The organism is Acinetobacter sp. LipI_19, assembly GCF_058242925.1.
In genome coordinates this window covers 2,557,819-2,575,130 of sequence record NZ_JBZAYK010000001.1, presented here as the reverse complement: position 1 = coordinate 2,575,130, position 17,312 = coordinate 2,557,819, and the positions used below count along the sequence as shown (strand labels likewise).

Sequence of the window (17,312 nt, the reverse complement as noted above, 5' to 3'; positions counted from 1 at the left end):
CAAAAAACACGCTAGTCCTGAAGGGTTGTGGCTAAAATTATCTCAGTCTGCGTTATGAAACTCGAAAATAGTCTCGCTATTCTCTTCGTTTCATGCCTTGCCTGCTCAATTTTAGCCGACAACGCAAGCCATTTATGAAATGTCAACAGACCCTACTTATTCTTTCGATTTTAATCCGATAAATTGTTTTTTTTGAGTTTTTAATGAATGATTACAAATTCGCAACGTGAATACTCACGCGACTACTATTCTTCAATTTTATGCAGTATTTAAAGAGATGATTTTATTCAATAACTTTAATCAATAAAACCATCTCTTCTTGCTGCTGATTTATTTTAAAAACTTACGGCTAACCAAGAACTGTTCTGTCGCTTCAAGCAGTTTTTCCGCATAAGCTTCTTGTTTTGCGGTAAGCCAGCCTAAGGCAAACCAATCACTGGCTTCTAGGTCGGTTTGTTGTAGGTAAGATGATGATGAAGCAAGCACTTGATATTGCTCACAAGCTTGTTGAGCATCATTTAAAGATTTCGCATATTTCTGTAAGTTCTTAACATCATAGATATTGGTTAGGATCGGAAAGCTAAATTTTAATTCATTTAAATGCTGAGCCAGCGCTTCTAAACTTTCAAGGTCAGATAGATCGGCTTCATTTAAACTTTCTTGTAACTGTCGATACTGATTTTGCAATGTATTTTGCGCAAACCATTTTAAGTCATGGGTTGGCGCTTTCGCAGACTGTCCTAAACTGAACATGAGTAATTCTAAATAGTGCTGCACATTTTGAGTTGATTTGACCAAATTGATAAGTTTTTCATTGGCATACAAAATATCCCGATCTAAACTTTGCGCCGTTTTCGGATTTTGCAGTAAAGCACCTAATGTGCGTTGCATATGTTCAAAATGCTGTAAGTTTTTAAAATGACTCTCAAACGCTGAAAGTTGATGTGACCATTTATCCGTTTTGGTATCTGTCCAATCCTTAAAAAGAGAAAGACTTAAGTGTAAATGGTGTAGGGCCGTCTGTGCTTGAATAATATGTTCAGGTTGGGCAACCTGTGCAGAAATCGCGGCAATATTTGGCAATAAATGTTGTAATTGACTGGCAATAAGCACTCGTAAATTTTTATCTGCAGTGTCTTTTTTATTTAAAATGGTTTCTTTGCTGAGCTGTGCTGGACTGACTTTTTGATCCACAGTTAATAAGTGTCCAAACTCAGCTTTGCTACGTACATCAAGCCACAAATGATACTTTTTAACCCACTCAAAACTAAAAGCTAAAAGCGATTGAATTGAGCCACTTTTTAACTCAAATTCAACCTCATGAATTTCTTGTTTTGAGGTTTCGGTTCTGACTTCACCAATATCGAGGCTGATTTCAATTTCAGCATCTTCAAACTGAATCACACGGATGGTACGTTGGATGTCGGTTTCAAATTGTAATTGGAGTTCATCAAATTTATCCCCCAATGCATTTTTTAAAACAGCAAGTGCTTCGGGTTTATTCTGGTAAATATCAATATCTAAATGTGGGGCTTCAGCAAGCTCACCTAAATCAATATTGTCTTCAAAGCGTTGTAAATGGCTTTTGGTGGCGGCTTTTAATGTTTGTACCCAACGTGTTCCTTCTAAGCGTTGACGTAGTGCAGCGCCGTGTTGGGACATCTGACGATCAGGTGTGTCGTAGTATTTTGCTTGTAATTGAATAATTTGGGATTTTTTAGGATCTAATGCTTTGAGGAGTGCATTGCGGCGGGCTTCCGGAATTTGAAACTTTAATTCAACTTCAAGCATGTGAGGGTCCTAAGTGTTAATCATGGTTATTAGATAATTAAACATTATTGAATGTTTAATCGGGCATTGTAACTTAAAATGTGTCATCAGAAGACTTGTATAGCATGCCATTTGAGTATTTTTTACCGCAATATCGTTACTCATTAAATATTTAGAATGACAAAATTTCCTATTTCGTGACTTGTATGGTCTGGGCAATACTTGAAGTCGTAAATATAGATGAATTGTCAACAGACTTGATATTGAATTTGGCTGTTATTGCAGCATAAAATAAACTAAGCTGATTAAAAATAAAACAGGATGATTGATCATGAACGCGTATGTTGAGCCTAAATCGGAATTAGAGCAAAACCCGAAGTTTGAATTACCAATTAAAAACTATTCAGAATTTTATCGTTTTTATTTAACTGAACACCGTAGCATGATGAGTCGCCGTTTGCATGCAGCTGGAAGTAGTGTCGGTATTTATTTTTTTAGCAAGGCAATTCGTCAACGTAAAGCAAAATACGTGGTCTATGGACTGCTTTCAGGCTATGCATGTGCTTGGGTGGGGCATTTTGTATTTGAGAAAAATAAGCCAGCAAGTTTTAAGCAACCATTTTATAGTTTTATTTCAGACTGGCGTATGCTTTCCGATATTGTACGTGGCAATTTAAGTTTAAAAGACCGTAGTCTAGATAAAATTGAGAGCTAATCTTGTCAGTATAGTAATAAATTAAACATAAAAGCTTAGAGATTTCTAAGCTTTTTTGTTTTTGTCACGTCTTCGCTGAGAAAACTTGCTTATAATCCATTTATTTGATTGTTTGAGAATATTGAATGCGCGGCCTTTACCTGATTACCAACGACGATCCAATCCAATTATTATTAGAAAAACTCGAAGCTGCTTTAAGCACTAAGCAAGTCGCTATTCTTCAGTATCGCCGTAAAAAAGTAGCTCAATCTGACCAAGCAAATGAAGTGAAGCAGATCAAGCAACTGTGTGAAAACTATCAGACACCATTTTTGATTAATGATGATTTAGATTTAGCTGAACAATTTAGTTTAGGTGTTCATCTTGGGCAGTCTGATGGTGAAATTTCAGATGCAGTGCAACGTTTACCACACGGTGTCATCATTGGGCGGACTTGCTTAAACTCAATTGAGTTGGCTGAAAAAGCAATCGCTGAAGGGGCAAGCTATGTGGCCTTTGGCGCAATTTATGCAACATCGACCAAACCTGAAGCAGGGAATATTGGCCTAGCGACATTACAGCAGGCATCTGAAAAGTTTGATTTACCTATTTGTGCTATTGGTGGTTTAACAGTTGAAAATTCTCAAGCTGTGATTGAGGCTGGTGCTGACCTTTGCGCTGTGATTAGTGATATATTAGCTTTATCAGTTGAAAATATTCCTGCCCGTGTCGCAGCTTGGGCACAGTTATTTGCAGAAACTGCAAAATCTTAATTTGTATCGTGATTTTTTATATCATTTTGAAATTTTAGTATTCTACAGGATTGAGTCGATTTATGAGCCTATCTCCAAAACAAGAGCAATTGTTTAAACAAGCCAGTAAACATATTCCAGGTGGAGTGAATTCTCCAGTACGAGCGTTTAATGGGGTGGGTGGTACGCCAGTATTTATCGAAAAAGCCAAAGGTGCTTATTTATACGATGTCGACGGCAAGCGCTATGTGGACTATGTGGGTTCTTGGGGGCCGATGATTTTAGGTCATGCACATCCTGATATTATCCAAGCAGTTCAAGAAGCAGCGGTTGATGGTTTAAGCTTTGGTGCACCGACGGTACATGAAACCACACTGGCTGATTTGATCTGTGAAATCATGCCATCAATTGAATTGGTCCGTATGACCAACTCAGGTACTGAAGCAACCATGACGGCTATTCGTTTGGCACGTGGTTATACAGGTCGTGACATGATTGTGAAATTTGAAGGTTGCTATCATGGACATTCAGATTCTTTATTAGTTAAAGCGGGTTCAGGCATGTTGACCATGGGTGAGCCAACATCAAAGGGTGTACCTGCTGATTTTGCCAAGCATACGGTGACCTTGCCATATAATGATATTGAAGCTGTTAAAGCTTGTTTTGCGAAATATGGTCAAGAGATTGCAGGGGTAATTGTTGAACCTGTTGCTGGAAATATGAATCTGGTTAAACCAATCACAGGTTTCTTAGAAACGATTCGTGAGCAATGTGATCAATACAAATCAGTATTTATTATTGATGAAGTGATGACAGGTTTCCGTGTAGCACTCGGTGGTGCGCAAGCATATTATAATGTAAAACCTGATTTAACGACTTTGGGTAAAATCATTGGTGCTGGATTACCAGTTGGTGCATTTGGTGGACAACGTGAAATCATGGAATGTATCGCGCCTTTAGGCGGGGTTTACCAAGCAGGAACCTTGTCGGGTAATCCTTTGGCTATGCGAGCAGGGATCAAAATGTTTGAAACCCTTCGCCAACCTAACTTCTACAGCGATTTGTCTGCAAAATTAGATCAATTATTACAAGGTCTACAAGCGGCTGCAGATGAAGCTGGAATCCCATTCTTTACTCAACAAGCGGGTGGTTTGTTTGGTCTTTACTTTACTGATCAAACCGAAATTAGCAGTTTTGACCATATTTTAAAATGCGATATTGAAGCATTCCGTAAATTCTTCCATGGGATGTTAAATCGTGGTGTAAACCTTGCTCCATCTGCATTTGAGGCAGGCTTTATTTCAGCTGCACACAGTGATGAAGATATTCAGTTTACCATTGATATGGCTAAACAAGTCTTTGCTGAAATGCAAGCTTAAGGGGATTTAAGACCACTTCGATTGCTTGAATAAATGAGCAGAATGGACAGTCTTTTTGAATCAAGTTTGATTTAGAATAAAAGCCTGTAGTCCTTAGACTACAGGCTTTTTTTGTGATTTTAGACATTATAATTCAGGAAGAAAATATGCAAACCAAACACTATTTAACCTTATCTGATGCAGAGTTTTTATTGAATAAAGCACATCAATATGCAATTGATCATGCTTTTAATGTCAGTATTGCCATCGTTGATGAAACGGGCAATTTATTGGCAATGAAGCGTATGGACGGTACTTCTGCATTGACGTCGAATTTCTGTTTGGACAAAGCCAGATGCTCTGCATTAAGTCGTAGACCGTCAGGATCATATGAGACCCTTATAAAAAATGGTCAAATGGGATTTTTAACCATGCAGAGCGGCTCAGGGATGTTGGAAGGTGGTGAGCCTATTTTGTATCAAGGTCATTTGGTTGGTGCAGTGGGTATTTCAGGAGTGAAATCATTTGAAGATGCTGAAATTGCACGACATGCAATTCAAGCCTTTCTTGCTCAATTTAATTAAAATTCTATACTTAAAAATTATGTGTATCAGTAAATAAGTTTGAAGAGGTGTTTAAGTATACACCTCTTTTATCTTGTAAAATTACAAACGATAGAATTGTTTGGCATTATGGTGGAAGATATTTTCCAGTGCATTTTCATCATATTGCATCACGATATCACTAAACGCATCAATGATATTCACCAGACTGGTATTGACCCGATCCATTGGGAAATTGGAAGCGAACATCACCCGATAGGTGCCAAAACTTTCCAAAGCATGCAGAATTAGTGGTGCAACAAGATCAATGATTTGTTGCTTAGAGGCCAGTTGTTTTTTCTTATAAAATTGATGACCAAGCACTGGCATAAATAGACCAGACATTTTGGTATATACATTTGGATAAGCAGATAATTCAGCAATAGCATCTTGCCATTGATAAAAAATATTTTCACGTGCTGTTTTTGATAAGCCTGTATTTTGTCCAATTTTACCAAACAGGCCTGCTGGTGTACCAAGGTGGTCTAAAACAATTGAGGTTTCGGGGAACTTTTTTGCCAGCTCAATTACATCGGGAATTTGATGAGAATACACCCAAGCATCAAAACTCAGGTTATGTTGCGCGAGTTGTTCAAAGCCTTTTAAGAACTTTTTCTCAGTATATAGGTGTGGGAGATCCGTCCAATTATGCACACCTTTATCTTCATGAAAGGAAGCCATGCGGCGTATACCGCGCAAATGTTTAGATGCTTTTTGGTGTAACTTTAAAATCTTTTTGAAATTAGGATCGCACGGGTCCGCGGTAGCCACGATGCCACCAAGTTTTACGGTATTTTCATTAAAGGGTAAGGATTCAATAAATTCTGTTTCACCTACGACACCTTTGCCTTTCTGTTTGGCCCAACTGGCTTCAATATGCACCACTTGTTCGACCGTATATGAGCCAAGATCATGTTTATAGTCTTGTGGTAAATAGGGTCGGGTAATGTGTTCCGTTAGTCCAACCGTTTCAATCAAATCTTTAGCTTTGACTAAACGAACCATTTTATCAAGTAGGAATGGATGCTTGCCCAAAAGCTTTACCGCAAATGCTGCTGCATGAGGGGTGTTGTAGGGATCCCATTGGTGAATATGTGGGTCAATGATTGGAAAATTCAAATCTTGCATATAACGTCCAAATTGTTATTTATTATCAAAATACAATACATGAATTTTATAAAAGATGAATATTGTCGCTTGGTAAAATTTATGAAGTAGAGCCATTGGAAGGAGTCAGTTGATTTATTGTTTTGGGGTGACTGCCAAAACTGTTATAAAAAAATAGCCTCATTAATGAGGCTATTTTATCAATGCTTAGATCAATCTAAGATGATTTAACTTACATTAGTGTTGATGATCATGGTCATCATGATCATGTTTGTGGGTATGAAAATCTTCGTTTTTACGGAAGCGGAGATAATTTTCAAACTGTTCACAATACTCATCATAGTTGTCTTCAAGCATCATTTGGAATTGTTGCAATATATAAGACATGACTTGTTCTTTGGCATCACGCATTTCATCACCATCTTTAAAGGTGTTTGCAGCAACCCAAGTATTAAAACGTGCAGTAGCGAAGAGCATTGCTGAGCTGACTTGTCCACGAAGTTCTTCTGGCTTAGGTTGCTGTCCTTTCGCTGGGCGGCAAAACTCATTGGCTTGTTTGATGAACTCATCCGCACGCTCAAAAAAAACAGCATTTAAGGCTTCTTCTTCGGTGACATCAGTAGCATCGATTTTTTGAGACATGACTTTTCCACATAGCGTATTTCATTGGTGCGCTATTATAGGCAATCCACAGGTTAAACGAAACGCTTTACTTCCTCTGTATCTGAATTTGAAAAATAGCTGTCAAAATTTTCTTGATATTCATCAAGATGATCTTCAAGCATGAGTTTAAATTGTTCCACGTAATAGTCTAAAATGACTTGGCGATCTGTTTTAAAATCTGGCGCTTGCTGGTAGGCGCATGCTGCATGCCAAATGCTATAACGGGCATTGGCATACATAAATGACGCACTGATCTTTCCCGGGTGTGCTGTCAAGTGAGACACTTGATGATTTTGATCTGCAAATTGATTGGCAAGTGCGATAAATTCATCCGCGCGCTCATAAAAGTATTCGTCAGCTTCAACTTCTTCAGATTCTTCAAAAAAATCATTATTTTCGGACATTATCATTCCTTTTCATAGACTTGTTTCATTGATATAACTATAGCATACTCAAATAGCCTAAGCTTAAAAAATACTCAAGGAGTAGATAATGCAAGATGCGATTGCCATACAAAGCTTGAAAAGTGATATTGCATTATTACGTCAAAATATTTGGCCACCTGTAAACTTGAGCAATGTTGAAGGTTTGCCTATTTATTATGGGACACAATCGGAAGTAGATACCTACTATAAACAGTGGCTTGGTTTGGTTGAAAGGGCACAAATGTTGTATCAACCTTTTATGGATGATGAGGTTTTAGATGTTGCTCAATTACCTAGCCATTTAAATTTACCTTTGTTTTTCTTTCATGTAGATCGGATTCGGATTAATAAAACCCGTGCCAAAGAATCAAAGACTTTTCGTGGAATTGCTGCATTGGTAGAGAAATGTGGGCAATTTGAACCCAGCCAAATTAAAAATATGTCACAGTGGTTAAACAGTGATGATACCGCTGCCTTGGTTGCACATCGTGAGTTCATTGATTTAAGAACCTATATTTTTCAGTTTGGACAAAGTGAATATACGAGAACACGATTTTATGTGAATGGTTTAGTGCTGAGCACTGAAAAAGATTTTGAATTGGTGGATGCCCGCGATAAGCCGCGCAAGTCAAGAAATGATAGCTATGCTGATCCTTTAGCGGATAACAATCTCTGGAAAGTATTTGGCAAATATCGTTAGACTGTTGTGAAATAGAAGGTTGTAGATTTTGTTAAACCTGCTGTGATTTTTAACTTTGTTATTTTTCTAGCTACAAATTGAAACGAGTAAATTATTTTAAACACTGACTAAAAATAAGATTTAGTCAGTGTTATATAAAAGAATATCTTTTATTTTACAGCATCAATTGCAGCACTTGCTGTTTTGTTAAATAGCGTACATTCTGACTTTAAGCCATTTAGATAAGCTTCTTGTAACTGAGCATTTATACTGTTTTTACCAAACTCAGCAACAGCGTCTTGATAATCTCGTTCATATTGCTTAATTTTGTTTGAAAGTATGTCATATTCACCTGCAGTATAATAGTTTGCTGGGTAATAGTCAGAGCCGATTTTAGCTACAGCATCAACCGATGTATTCAGTTGCATGTCTCGGGATAAATCTAAGTTGAACTTTCCTAGCACCGTTGAAATATAACCGTCTTTAAAATATTTTGATGGGTCGTAATTATTCAGACGATAGCCTGAATAAAGATCAGCGAAGCTTATATTTGTTGAAGAGGAAATAGATCGTAAACATGTTGATCCAGACGGGAATGTTTTGCCTTTAAGTTTTTGCACATAATATGAAGAATAAGTGCCAACTATTGAGCTAAGCGCAATATTTGAGCCAGCATAATGCTCAAATCCATCGATATATGGACTAATTGCTTTGCCTGTTAAGTTGACTGTTTCAAATTTTTCAGTTAATTCTAATTGGTTATAGTTACGTGATGAATAAGGTGTAAATGTCCAAACTGTCGCTGTTTGCGATTTCAGCGTTGCATATTGATAGCCAAAATCAGTTTTACTTTTAGGCGCATCATAGAGTCCATCTGTTGCTAGATAATCACTTAAAAGATCAGATGAAAGGAACTGTGTTGAACCATCAACGTTATATTCACCATTGATGTACATTTGCTTATTGTTAAAACTAAACTTTACTTTAGTAAAGAGGTTAATGTCTTGGGTTGAAGCGCCAGTTTCATATCCAAACCATTCAGACTCATTGTTTGTTGTATAATCCCCAGCATCTGAATCACCTCCACATGCGGTTAAAAATAATGAAGAAATGATGGTAAAAGACAGTAATTTAATTTTCATGAATTATTCCAAATTATAAAATATTAAAATTTATGAGTATAAAAATTCTCGCTGTCATCATATTTCAACATTTTATTTTTTCAACATTTTTTTGATGAAATTTTAAAATTCTCTTAATTTTTATAATTATATATTGATCGAAATCTTAAAATAATTTTGCTGCTTTTCAATTTCATCCTTGCAAAAAGTGCTTTAATATTGAAGAACCCAAACAAAAACTGTAATAAACATCGTCATATGCAAAATTTGAATTGGAGCAAAGATCAAGGCATAGCGGCTGCCACCACTTAAAAATGCATTTATCGATTTCGCAATGGCATGTGCTGCTAAACCTAAAACAAAGGCGAGAGATAAGATGTGATTACTCGGTTCTCCCTGAATGACAATTGTGGCCAAAGCGCCATGAATTTCAAATAATGAGGCCAAAAGCGCACCTGCAATTAAACCCGCATCACCCAATAAAAGATTTAGCCCATATACACCCGCCTGAATCAAGGTTAACGACACTGCAATAATGGCTGCTTCATTTAGACTAAACATACGACTATCTACAAGCTGGTTATTCTCAATCGGTTGTGTGTGACGCATAAACCATAAGGCAAAAATGGTTAGGATCGCGATAGCGATTAAGCAGGGCAGTACAATGAGTTTGAACCAAGTAATACTGATACCAATCACAATAATCATGAGTTGTAGTAGGGTTGCCACGCAAGACATTAATGCTGCCCCAGCATTGGCTTTGGCTTCTGCACGTCCATTTCGGACTTCTAATCCTAAGCTGGCAATGGTAGCGGTACTGGAAACAAAACCTGAAGCAAGCGAAGACAACAGCATAGCATTTTTTGATGACAATAATCGTTTGGCAATATGTGCAAGTGCTTGCACCGCCAAGATTAAGGTGAGTAATTTTAAAATAACATAGGGGTTAAGCACAGCACCCCATAAAGCTTTGTTTGGTGTCAGTGGCAATGCAATTAATAACAATGCCAGTAAGAAAATTCCATCTTTAAATTCAGATTCTGTAATCCATTTCCCGGCAATGCCATGCATAGAATGTTTGGTCATCAACAAGACGGTGAGGATGACCGATAAACCTGCGGCAAAAGAAATATTCCAAACGCATATTCCACCGATAAAATAAGTGAGTATAAATGCAATTTCAGTAGTTATACCGGGATCATCAGTTTGATTCTTTAAAGAATAAATGACGATACCACCTGTAATGAATGCACCCGCAATGCCAAAATAGGGACCAAACAAAAAACAAACAGCACCAAGTAAAGCACAAATAGCAAAAGACCTTAAACCCGCAAAACTATTTTGATTTTCACGTTGCTGACTTCGTTCACGTTCAAGACCGATAAGTAGACCACAACCCAATGCAGCCGCAATGATGGTGAGGAAATCAGTATAAGAGCCAAATGAAAATGGATATAGCGATATAAAATTCATAGTGCTCTCCAAATAAGACCATGAATTAATAGAATGATTTCAATGTATCGCAAAGTTTTAGAAAAACAAAAGTTTATTTTTTAGCCTTACGTTAAATACATTATTGAATTTAGAAAATCCAAGAAATACAACAATTAATTTTGTTATAGTAGATTGAGTTTCGGGGATATAACAATGCAATTTAATTTTGAAATTGATACAGCTTGGTGTTTAGAACAATTATTAAAAGATGGTCGTATTACAGAGCGTGAAAAACTATTGGTACAAACCACCCATCGACAACGCGATCAGTTGAAGTGGCATCCTTTGCAATGGATTGCCAGCTTTAAGCTCGTCGATGCTAAAAATCCAATAAAAAGACTGACATTGACTACGCTAACAGAATGGTTAGCTGAAAAAGCCGAACTCAATTCATTTACGATTGATCCATTAAAGGCCGATGTGACTTCACTAACCAATGTCATGTCACAAGAGTTTGCAATAAGAAATAAAATTTTAGCAGTTGAAGTCAGTGCCGATAAAATTCTGATTGGTACAGCACAGCCTTTTATAACGGATTGGGTACATAATTTAGAACGTAGTTTAAGTCCAAAAAAAATCGAAAAAGTAGTATTGAATCCTGAGTTATTACAACGTTATTTAACTGAGTACTATCAAGTCAGTAAAGCGGTCAGCAACTCACAAAAATCCAGTGCCTATGATAAAGAAAATAAGGGTGTAGAAGCACTTTTACAATTGGGTGATACCCAGAATCCAGATGCCAATGATCAGCATATTGTGAAACTTGTCGATTGGGTTTTACAGTTTGCTTTTGAGCAAGGGGCGAGTGATATTCACTTAGAACCGCGTAAGGAAAAAGGTAAAATTCGTTTTCGTATCGATGGGGTACTGCATACAATTTATAATATGCCAGCCAATACCTTAACCGCAGTTATTTCACGGATTAAAATTTTAGGCCGTATGAATGTTGCAGAAAAACGTAAACCTCAGGATGGGCGTTTAAAAACACGAACACCGAAAGGGCAAGAAACCGAGCTACGTCTTTCAACTTTGCCAACTGCTTTTGGTGAAAAGTTGGTGATGCGTATCTTCGACCCAGAAGTTTTGGTACGAAGTTTCCAACAATTAGGTTTTGATGAACATTTATTGGCACAATGGCATGCTTTAACTCAACATAGTCATGGCATTATTTTGGTGACTGGCCCCACAGGTTCAGGTAAAACTACCACGCTTTATTCTTCGTTAAAACAATTGGCAACCGAGCAAGTGAACGTCTGTACCATTGAAGATCCAATTGAGATGTTGGAGCCAAGTTTTAACCAGATGCAGGTCAATCAAGGGATTGAGCTAGGTTTCGCTGATGGTATCCGTGCTTTGATGCGTCAAGATCCAGATATTATTATGGTTGGAGAAATTCGTGACCAAGATACTGCCAACATGGCCATTCAGGCTGCATTAACAGGTCATTTAGTGCTTTCAACTCTGCATACCAATGATGCGCCATCAAGTCTGACACGTTTGCATGATTTAGGTGTGCAACCTTTTTTAACCGCTGCAACGATTTTGGGAGTATTGGCTCAGCGTTTAGTGCGTAAGCTTTGTCCGCATTGCAAACAAGAAACCTTTATCAATGAACAAGAGTGGAAACATTTGACATTTGGCTATCAGACCAAAATGCCTAATTTTGTATATAAAGCAGTTGGGTGTGAGGAATGCCGTCAAACAGGTTATAAAGGTCGTGTTGGGATTTACGAGTTTATGCCAATTAGCCTTGAGGCAAAGCAGAGAATTAGTGCAGGCGTGACTTTAGATGATTTAAAAATGCAGGCAAAAAAAGAAGGCATTGAACCATTAAGAATTGCTGGTGCACGTAAAGTATTAGAAGGCATAACCACGCTGGAAGAAGTCCTTAGAGTTGTGCCTTTAAATTAATTTTGACTTAAAATAGCAAATGAAGAAATCCTAAGATTCACCTCATGTTGGTTTGTTTTAATGCTTCTATCGAAACGATGAACCGATATGAGGACACAACAATGAACATCCTTGCGAAAACAATTTTAACCACAAGCTTGATTGGTTTAACAAGTTTTGCCACTGCAAACACAGCAGTAAATCAATCAGCGCTTACACCAAGTTTAACCACAGTAAAACAAGCTTTAACATTGAAAGATGATACCAAAGTGCAGCTTCGTGGTAACGTGGTCAAAGCAATCGGTGACGAAAAATATCAATTCCGTGATAGCACAGGTAGCATTACTGTCGATATTGATGATGAATTATGGCAAGGTAAACCGATCGCGGCAAATGCTACAGTGACATTGTTTGGTGAGGTCGATATCGATTATAAACCGACAAAACGTGTAGAAATTGATGTGGATGCCGTGAATTTTTAATTATTTTATCCATTAAAACAAATCACAGCAGATTCTAGTTATATTCTCTAAGACTACATGTGTATGCATGTGGTCTTTACCTATGTTCAATAAGTATGAACAGCAACAAACAGCAGATTTTATTTTGATCAAGGCTTTGTCTGCCTAAAAGGAGAGAGAGGTTCTATGCGAATTTTGCTCGCTGAAGATGATAGTTCACAAGCTGAAAGTATTAAATCTTGGTTGGAAATGGATGGCTACAATATAGATTGGGTTGAACGTGGTGATCATGCAATTTTAGCCATAGAACAGCATCAATATGACTGTATCTTATTAGATCGTGGTTTGCCCAAAGCCACTGGTGATGAAATTCTCAAACTGTTAAAACGTCAATTTCCAGAAATTCCTGTGATTTTTCTTACGGCGAGAGACAGTATTCAAGATCGTGTGCAAGGTTTGGATCTCGGTGCAAATGACTATCTGGTAAAGCCTTTTAGTTTAGAAGAATTATCTGCCCGAGTACGGGCACAGCTCAGACAAACTCAAGTCACAAATTTACATGAAATAAAATATGAAAATTTAGTGTTAGATACTCAAGCGAAAACGGTATTTCAGGATCAGCAAGTTGTTCATCTCACCGCAAAAGAATTTCAAATTTTATATAAATTGATGCAAAAGCCTGAACATATTGTGACACGTGAGCAATTGGAAGAATCACTTTATGCTTGGGGAGATGAAATTGAAAGTAATGCGATTGAAGTTTATATCTATCAATTGCGTAAGAAGATTGGTGGACATTTGATCAAAACAATCCGTGGCTTGGGCTATCGTATGAATAAAGAGCAAGATTGAATATTTCATCATTACTTTTAATGATTTCAATAGGATGAATATGACACAGGCAGTATCACTACAAACCAAGCTGATTAAGACCTCCATGCTAAGTTCAATTGTGGCAGGTATTTTTGCGCTGATACTTCTGGTGAGCCTTTCGATTTATCACAATATGAAGGTACAAGATGAAATCATGGATGAAGTTGCAGTTATGCTTCTGATCTCAGATTTAAGTGCGACTTCTGGTTTTCAATTGGATGAGTTAAGTGATGAATTTGATATTCAGTACCGATTGATGAATGGTGAGGTGATGTTGACCCACTCACCCGAATTTGATTTGCAACAAGGTCAAGCCAATCTCCTATCTGAACATGAAGGAAATGGATATGGATTTATTTGGTCAAAGGATAAGTTGTTACGTAGCTACAGAGCGATTGATCAAGATTCTCAGTTAAGCGTCTATGTTGTACAGCCCTTAAGTGTCCGTTTTAAAGACTTATTACAAAGTTTTATCAGCTATTTATTGGTTTTATTAAGTCTCTGGTTGCTGCAATGGCTGATTTTACATTTCTCAGTTAAAAAACAATTTAAATCCATTCAACTGCTTTCGACGGAAATTGCTGAGAAAAATGCCAATGATCTCAGCTTAATTCAGCGACAACCTGCATTTAAAGAACTTGAGCCGATGGTTAATCAGCTTAATCAAATGCTTGTTCGACTAGATCAAGCTTTAATTGCTGAACAACGTTTTACCGCAGATGCATCACATGAATTACGTTCGCCACTTTCTGCGATACAAATGCGTTTGCAGTTATTACAACGCAAATATGCAGAGGTTCCTGAGATTTATCAGCAACTCAATAGTATTCAAAATGATGTGAATCGAGGAACGCTGGTCCTTGAAAATCTTTTGCTTTTGGCACGATTAGATCCAGCGGATGCCAGTGAATTACCGAAGACTTGGATAAGTCTGGGGCAAATGACTCAGCATGTGTTAAATAGCTTGGCCCCATTTATAGATGACAAGCAGATTCAGATTGATATTCAAAGCGAAGATGTTCAGGTCTATGTAAATGAAGAATTACTGTTTATTTGTATTCGCAATCTTGTCGATAATGCAATTCGTTATACGCCATTACAGGGCAATATTTATATTCAGATTGGACCATTAAATAATTGTAATTTCTTTGAAATCCAAAATGATGGTGAGGGTATTCCTCAAGACATCTTAGATCGTTTAGGTGAACGTTTTTACCGAGCTTTGGGGAGCAAAACACAAGGTTCAGGCTTGGGTTTGTCAATTTGTAAAAAGGTGATCGATCTGCATCATGGAGAGATTCAGTTTACTGCTTCCGAATATGGTGGTTTGAGCGTTTGTGTTTATTTACGTTAAAGCTGTGCGATTAAATGGGCATTTTTATTGAATGTTTAACATTTCATTGGTGGATTGTTTTATAGAGATAGGGTGTTGTATAAAAATCAAAAGACAAGCATTAAAATTCAACTGACAAAATTAAAAAGCAGTATGCGCTGATTCATACTGCTTGTTCCCACGTTTTTTGTTTTAACTTAATGTTTTTATAGTTATTTGGTCAAAATTAGACGATTGTTACGTGTTAAACGTAAGCGATATTCTTCTCCAGCATGCATGATGCGAATTTCGCGCCCTAATGCAAATAAGTTATTTGAATGTAACATCGGAAGAGATTGGTGAGCTTCTGTGTTACGTGTGAATAGGCTAAAAGGTGCGTTCATTATTGTTACTCCGTGTGGGGTGCTGTCTAAGTGATTTAAATGATAATCATTATCGAATAGATCTGTCAACGATAATTTTTATCATTTATAAAATTTCTATAATTGCTTACAATTCATTAAAAATTCAGGTGTCGATTTTTATGTCTAAACCCAATATTCATGTGGCTATTGCTTTATTACTTCATCGTGGGAAGGTGTTGGTCGGTTGGCGCAATGCAGATCAGCATCAGGGTAATAAATATGAATTTCCTGGTGGCAAAATTGAAGCAGGGGAAACACCTGTCGAAGCATGTCGTCGAGAGATCTTTGAGGAAGTTGGAATAGGTATCGAGCAATGGCGAGCTTTTGACCTAATTCATCATGTTTATGATGATGTTGAAGTGTTTCTCCATTTTTTTCATGCTACGGTTCCTGAACAATATTTGCATGATATTCAGAAACCTTGGACATGGTATGGACGTGATCAACTATTTGCGCTTAATTTTCCTAAAGCCAATCAAGCGATCATTCAACGCTTGTACTGGTCGCATCAAATTAAAATCTCCGACAATCTTTCAGCATTGAGCATAGAAAAAAGTCCAAATGACAACGCGCAATTTTTTTATTTTAGAGCGATTGCAGATCAGGTTGCTGTAACACAAATTTCACAGTTAGCTCCAAATGCCTTATCTCGCTTGATTGTCAATATAGAGCTGTGGCAACAGTTGTCTGAGCATCTTCAAAAAAGTATAGCTGCTGTACATTATAAACAGCATCAATTGATGGATTTACACATTGGGCAGTTACCAATCGGTCTACGTTGTATAGCAGCATGTCATGATCTGGTGTCTATACAGCGAGCACAGACATTGGGTTTTGATGCTGTGATTTTAAGTCCCGTATTTGCAACCCAGACCCATCCTGAAGCCCATGCGCTTGGATGGGAAAAATTTGCTGAATATGCCAAGACCTGTGATTTACCCATCTTTGCATTGGGCGGATTAAGCCAAGCTGATTTAGCGATTGCACAACAGCATTATGCATACGGGATTGCTGGGATTCGAAATTTTTAATCGAGCAGAGATATTGGCTTAAACAGTTATAAGCGTTGTAACTGTTTTTGCGCTTCTGCGATGCTCTGTTGACTTTTTAATTGCTGAGCAGCCTGCAAAATAACATTCCAAAAGGTTTTCTTTTGGGATGGACTTTGCGCATAACTTAAACCACGTCGCGCTAGAGATTCAGCATTCGCATACTGTTTCTTCTGATTGGCAATTTGAGCCAAATAAGAGAACACTTGTGCCGATTGTGGTGCTATACGTTGTGCATGGATTGCATAACGTTCAGCTTCATCCCATTGGCCCTTTTGATATGCGGTTTGAGTTTGTTGGATGAGCTGTTTAAATGCTGGGATATTTTCCCCATCCTCAAATTTTTGCGTTTGAGGCTTGGATTGCGGAGCAATCACGACAGGAACTTTTTCACGTTTAATTTCAGGGCGTTCATAAGGGGTAATTTTTACCCCATCTGGTGTAGCAACCCCATAGTCAGGTTGTTTAGATTTTGGCTTTTCAACAGATTTGCTCGGTTTAGAATTTTGTTGGGGTGTTGTTTGACACCCAGCCAAAGTTAATAGTCCGCTTAAACTTAGAATATAAGCGATTGTGCTTACATTTCGTTTCATCACAAATTCCTATTTAAAGCCAATTTACCCGTATATTTAACAGA

18 protein-coding genes are annotated in these 17,312 nt (G+C 37.5%); 10 read left to right on the top strand and 8 right to left on the bottom strand.

Annotated elements, in window-relative coordinates:
* Positions 1-330: 330 nt before the first annotated feature.
* Positions 331-1,791, bottom strand: a complete 1,461-nt coding sequence (locus tag AC4CVF_RS12555) for a CYTH domain-containing protein (RefSeq protein WP_336954492.1) — start codon at positions 1,789-1,791, stop codon at positions 331-333.
* A 310-nt stretch (positions 1,792-2,101) separates the two neighbouring features.
* Between AC4CVF_RS12555 and AC4CVF_RS12550 the strand changes: the two genes are divergently transcribed.
* The 4 genes from AC4CVF_RS12550 to AC4CVF_RS12535 all read left to right on the top strand — a co-directional run bounded on the left by AC4CVF_RS12550 (position 2,102) and on the right by AC4CVF_RS12535 (position 5,158).
* Positions 2,102-2,485 (top strand): Mpo1-like protein, encoded by a 384-nt coding sequence (locus AC4CVF_RS12550; RefSeq protein ID WP_151957026.1) that lies wholly within the window; start codon positions 2,102-2,104, stop codon positions 2,483-2,485.
* Between the two features lie 125 nt (positions 2,486-2,610).
* The gene (gene thiE / locus AC4CVF_RS12545) at positions 2,611-3,237 is read left to right on the top strand and encodes a thiamine phosphate synthase (protein ID WP_336954493.1); all 627 of its coding nucleotides are present in this window, start codon (positions 2,611-2,613) and stop codon (positions 3,235-3,237) included.
* A 62-nt stretch (positions 3,238-3,299) separates the two neighbouring features.
* Positions 3,300-4,595 (top strand): glutamate-1-semialdehyde 2,1-aminomutase, encoded by a 1,296-nt coding sequence (hemL, locus tag AC4CVF_RS12540; protein ID WP_490789553.1) that lies wholly within the window; start codon positions 3,300-3,302, stop codon positions 4,593-4,595.
* A gap of 146 nt (positions 4,596-4,741) precedes the next feature.
* Entirely contained in the window at positions 4,742-5,158 is a 417-nt protein-coding gene (locus tag AC4CVF_RS12535; RefSeq protein ID WP_490789552.1) for a GlcG/HbpS family heme-binding protein, read from the top strand.
* 81 nt (positions 5,159-5,239) lie between these two features.
* Here the strand turns inward: AC4CVF_RS12535 and AC4CVF_RS12530 are convergent, their stop codons facing one another.
* The 3 genes from AC4CVF_RS12530 to AC4CVF_RS12520 all read right to left on the bottom strand — a co-directional run bounded on the left by AC4CVF_RS12530 (position 5,240) and on the right by AC4CVF_RS12520 (position 7,350).
* The gene (locus AC4CVF_RS12530) at positions 5,240-6,304 is read right to left on the bottom strand and encodes an amidohydrolase family protein (RefSeq protein ID WP_419328656.1); all 1,065 of its coding nucleotides are present in this window, start codon (positions 6,302-6,304) and stop codon (positions 5,240-5,242) included.
* 216 nt (positions 6,305-6,520) lie between these two features.
* Positions 6,521-6,925: a DUF3144 domain-containing protein gene (locus tag AC4CVF_RS12525; protein ID WP_336954497.1), complete on the bottom strand. Its 405-nt coding sequence runs from the start codon at positions 6,923-6,925 to the stop codon at positions 6,521-6,523.
* Positions 6,926-6,978: 53 nt separating this feature from the next.
* Positions 6,979-7,350 carry a DUF3144 domain-containing protein gene (locus AC4CVF_RS12520; protein ID WP_336954498.1) on the bottom strand — a complete coding sequence of 124 codons (372 nt, stop codon included), beginning with the start codon at positions 7,348-7,350 and terminating at the stop codon, positions 6,979-6,981.
* 88 nt (positions 7,351-7,438) lie between these two features.
* Between AC4CVF_RS12520 and AC4CVF_RS12515 the strand changes: the two genes are divergently transcribed.
* Positions 7,439-8,071, top strand: a complete 633-nt coding sequence (locus AC4CVF_RS12515; RefSeq protein WP_336954499.1) for a hypothetical protein — start codon at positions 7,439-7,441, stop codon at positions 8,069-8,071.
* Between the two features lie 149 nt (positions 8,072-8,220).
* Here the strand turns inward: AC4CVF_RS12515 and AC4CVF_RS12510 are convergent, their stop codons facing one another.
* Positions 8,221-9,192 carry a hypothetical protein gene (locus tag AC4CVF_RS12510; protein WP_419360358.1) on the bottom strand — a complete coding sequence of 324 codons (972 nt, stop codon included), beginning with the start codon at positions 9,190-9,192 and terminating at the stop codon, positions 8,221-8,223.
* Between the two features lie 192 nt (positions 9,193-9,384).
* A complete protein-coding gene (locus AC4CVF_RS12505) occupies positions 9,385-10,644 on the bottom strand; it encodes an MgtC/SapB family protein (RefSeq protein WP_490789551.1) in 1,260 nt (419 codons plus the stop codon).
* A 174-nt stretch (positions 10,645-10,818) separates the two neighbouring features.
* On the opposite strand from AC4CVF_RS12505, the gene tfpB reads away from it, so the two are divergent.
* The 4 genes from tfpB (at position 10,819) to AC4CVF_RS12485 (ending at position 15,243) form a co-directional block, all read left to right on the top strand.
* Positions 10,819-12,576, top strand: a complete 1,758-nt coding sequence (tfpB, locus tag AC4CVF_RS12500; RefSeq protein WP_336954502.1) for a type IV pilus assembly ATPase TfpB — start codon at positions 10,819-10,821, stop codon at positions 12,574-12,576.
* A 101-nt stretch (positions 12,577-12,677) separates the two neighbouring features.
* A complete protein-coding gene (locus tag AC4CVF_RS12495) occupies positions 12,678-13,037 on the top strand; it encodes a NirD/YgiW/YdeI family stress tolerance protein (protein ID WP_336954503.1) in 360 nt (119 codons plus the stop codon).
* 165 nt (positions 13,038-13,202) lie between these two features.
* Entirely contained in the window at positions 13,203-13,868 is a 666-nt protein-coding gene (locus AC4CVF_RS12490) for a response regulator transcription factor (protein WP_004721888.1), read from the top strand.
* A 40-nt stretch (positions 13,869-13,908) separates the two neighbouring features.
* Entirely contained in the window at positions 13,909-15,243 is a 1,335-nt protein-coding gene (locus tag AC4CVF_RS12485; RefSeq protein WP_490789550.1) for a sensor histidine kinase, read from the top strand.
* 191 nt (positions 15,244-15,434) lie between these two features.
* Here the strand turns inward: AC4CVF_RS12485 and hemP are convergent, their stop codons facing one another.
* Complete coding sequence (hemP, locus tag AC4CVF_RS12480; RefSeq protein ID WP_004721884.1) at positions 15,435-15,605, bottom strand: hemin uptake protein HemP; 171 nt, start codon at positions 15,603-15,605, stop codon at positions 15,435-15,437.
* Between the two features lie 140 nt (positions 15,606-15,745).
* Here hemP and AC4CVF_RS12475 point away from each other — a divergent pair, with 140 nt between their 5' ends.
* Complete coding sequence (locus AC4CVF_RS12475) at positions 15,746-16,657, top strand: NUDIX domain-containing protein (RefSeq protein ID WP_490789549.1); 912 nt, start codon at positions 15,746-15,748, stop codon at positions 16,655-16,657.
* A gap of 26 nt (positions 16,658-16,683) precedes the next feature.
* On the opposite strand, the gene AC4CVF_RS12470 is transcribed toward AC4CVF_RS12475, so the two are convergent.
* Positions 16,684-17,268, bottom strand: coding sequence for a tetratricopeptide repeat protein (locus tag AC4CVF_RS12470; protein ID WP_336954506.1), 585 nt, complete (start codon positions 17,266-17,268; stop codon positions 16,684-16,686).
* Between the last annotated feature and the right edge of the window lie 44 nt (positions 17,269-17,312).